This is a genomic window from Pseudogemmobacter bohemicus (genome assembly GCF_003290025.1).
Classification (GTDB): Bacteria; Pseudomonadota; Alphaproteobacteria; order Rhodobacterales; family Rhodobacteraceae; genus Pseudogemmobacter; species Pseudogemmobacter bohemicus.
Genome location: NZ_QNHG01000001.1, coordinates 473338 through 475115, shown reverse-complemented (window position 1 = coordinate 475115; position 1778 = coordinate 473338). Strand labels below are relative to the sequence as shown.

Here is a 1778-nt window from a genome sequence, read left to right as displayed (position 1 = left end):
TGGGTCGGCCCCAGCCGCGGCTGGCTGGATGCCACAAAGGTGCCACGGCCAACGGTGGCCTCCAGCAGCCCCTCCTGGGTCGAGATCTGATAGGCCCGTGCCACCGTGCCCGGCGTCAGCGACAAGCGCCAGGCCAGATCGCGGACGGTCGGCAATTGTGTGCCGGGCGGCAGGTCGCCATTGCGGATTGCATCGCGCAAGGCCCGGCTGAGACCGAGATATTTCGGACCTGACCAGGCGCTGAGATCGGGAGACCAAGTTGTATCCGGCACAATGTATCTCTGGCAGTTGATATCGGGCTATTGTATTTACTTTTGTAGCATACCGGCCAGATTGTATCAATACAAGGCAAAACAGAGATGACCTGGCAATCCGCCCCTGCCCGCCCCGCTTCGCTGCCACAGCTTGACCGGCTGCCGCCGGTCTCGCGCCTTCTGGTCATGGCCGGCCTTGCCCTGGCCAGCTGGCAAAACCGGAAACGCAGCCGCCTTTCGCTGTCGCGGCTGGATGACCGGCTGCTGAGCGATATCGGATTGCCCGCATCCGCGCGTGACAGCGAGATCGCAAAGCCCTTCTGGCGCGAGTGATCCCCGCCGGCGCCACCCTTGTCCCGGCGCGCAGCACAGAATCAGAACCCCTGAGACTGGGGCCGGGTTTCCGGCCCCTCTTTTTATGACCAGCGCCCAAAGGACCGCCCCGCCTGCCGAAACCCCCCGGCCCAAAAAAGAAAAGAGGCCCCGCAAGCGGAGCCTCTTTCCTCTCGTCCGGGGGCTACCCCTCCGGAGTCGCTGCATAAATCATGTGCCAGATCCTCTCCGGCCAAAACCTCAGCGGGCGAGCAGTTTCGCCTCGTGCTTTTTCAGCGTGCGCCGCGCCGCATGGTAATTGCCCAGCCCTTCTTCGGTCTTCAGATCGGGGAAGAGCTCGAAGATCTCGTTGCGCTGCGCATTGCCCATACCTTTCAGCGTGTAATCGCCGGGCTGGAAGCTTTCGGTCCAGGCGCCGTTCGACAGCACGACCTCATGGCGGTCACACATGAAGTGGATATAGCTGACGCCGATCGACTCGATCTGATGGATGCCTTTCGCGCCGACCAGATGCTTGGCTGCAACCAGTACTTCATGCTCGTCGAAGTAAAGCTGGGTGCGGTCATTGGCGACCAGCAGACGGTGGTTCGGCGAGACCAGCATATCCCGTTCGGGCAGGCCATTGCCGAGGCTGTGCGCCTTGACCAGAATCGGCTGCAGATGGCTGTCGAGACGCAGCTGCTGGCCGGTCAGGGCCTTTTCGCCGGTCCAGCGGATCTCCTGGATACCATTGTCGCGGGTGATCACCTTATCACCGGCGCGCAGCTCTTCGACCGGCACCTCACCGCGGGGCGTCGCGATCAGCGTGCCCGGGGTAAAGCAGGGGATGACATTCTCGATATTCAGGAAGTCGAGATAGCCAACCTCATTGCCGTCATCGTCGAGGAACTGGACGCGGCCATTTTCCGGGTTGGTCGAGTCATAAACGACGCGCAGCGGACCGGCGCCCGAGAGGTCGAGCGTGTCGAAATCATCGCCCTCTTCGCCGCCATCGACAAAGCTGCCGATGCCCGCCCCCTGGGTCTCAACCACGATGGTGTCGCGATCTGCGCCGCCGAAGACGGTGTCGCCGCTGCCGCTGAGGTTGATCGTGTCATTGCCGGCACCGCCGAAGACAACGTTATTGCCTTCGCCGCCCTCGATCAGATCCGCGCCTTCGCCGCCGAACAGCGTATCATTGCCCACACCGCC

The 1778-nt window shown here is 62.7% G+C and carries 3 protein-coding genes; 1 reads left to right on the top strand and 2 read right to left on the bottom strand.

The window, feature by feature from the left end; all coding sequences use genetic code 11:
* On the bottom strand, positions 1 to 272 hold a 272-nt coding region (locus tag DRF71_RS02185; protein ID WP_157970988.1), incomplete at its 3' end, for a GntR family transcriptional regulator.
* Between the two features lie 87 nt (positions 273 to 359).
* On the opposite strand from DRF71_RS02185, the gene DRF71_RS02180 reads away from it, so the two are divergent.
* On the top strand, positions 360 to 587 hold the full coding sequence (locus tag DRF71_RS02180; RefSeq protein WP_112308968.1) for a DUF1127 domain-containing protein: 228 nt from the start codon (positions 360 to 362) through the stop codon (positions 585 to 587).
* A 240-nt stretch (positions 588 to 827) separates the two neighbouring features.
* On the opposite strand, the gene DRF71_RS02175 is transcribed toward DRF71_RS02180, so the two are convergent.
* A partial coding sequence (locus DRF71_RS02175; protein WP_198672041.1) for a Hint domain-containing protein occupies positions 828 to 1778 on the bottom strand: 951 nt, incomplete at its 5' end.

Excerpts from the sequence above, each read along its gene's own strand:
- DRF71_RS02180 (WP_112308968.1), top strand. The coding sequence starts at position 360 with ATGACCTGGCAATCCGCCCCTGCCCGCCCCGCTTCGCTGCCACAGCTT.